The sequence below is a fragment of the Paenibacillus sp. 01T431 genome (assembly GCF_056398625.1).
Genome location: NZ_JBFTPT010000059.1, coordinates 1 through 679, shown reverse-complemented (window position 1 = coordinate 679; position 679 = coordinate 1). Strand labels below are relative to the sequence as shown.

3 rRNA genes are annotated in these 679 nt (G+C 48.2%); all 3 read right to left on the bottom strand.

Annotated features, from left to right (window positions below):
- Positions 1–149 (bottom strand): 23S ribosomal RNA (locus AC1DM9_RS34395); the annotation flags it as partial.
- Positions 150–395: 246 nt separating this feature from the next.
- Positions 396–512, bottom strand: a 5S ribosomal RNA gene (rrf, locus tag AC1DM9_RS34390).
- 110 nt (positions 513–622) lie between these two features.
- A 16S ribosomal RNA gene (locus AC1DM9_RS34385) occupies positions 623–679 on the bottom strand; the annotation flags it as partial.

Genomic DNA, 679 nt, shown 5'->3' with positions numbered 1-679 from the left:
ACTATCCATTACGATAGCTGGGTTTCCCCATTCGGAAATCCTCGGATCAATGCCTGCTTACGGCTCCCCGGGGCGGTATCGTTGTTCGCCACGTCCTTCTTCGGCTCCTGGTGCCTAGGCATCCTCCGTGCGCTCTTACTAGCTTAACCTATCGTTCCGGTTGATTCGGCTTGTGCGCCGTTTTCATTTTGTTTCTCTGATCTCCTAAGACATCAAATAGTTGAAACAAAACGAAAAGAAGTCGCATCAATCACGAACAACCTTCACTAACAATTAAATCAATGTAGCTAAAGGATGTTTCAGCAATTCTTTTCTTTCGTTATCCAGTTTTCAAGGTGCAAAGTAAATCACAGCGGAGCCTTACGGCTGCTGCATAGGTGTAAAAYATAACACCTGCTTGGCGACGTCCTACTCTCCCAAGACCCTGCGGTCTAAGTACCATCGGCGCTGAAGGGCTTAACGGTCGTGTTCGGTATGGGAACGCGTGGTTCACCTCCGCCATCGCCACCAAACGGATGACTTGACTTRCATTGAAAGATGATTAMTCTTTCAAAACTGACAACGAGTAAGCGATAAACTGCCAAGTTTATCCGAACCTCATCGGGYYCGGGTATTTCCTTAGAAAGGAGGTGATCCAGCCGCACCTTCCGATACGGCTACCTTGTTACGACTTCACCCC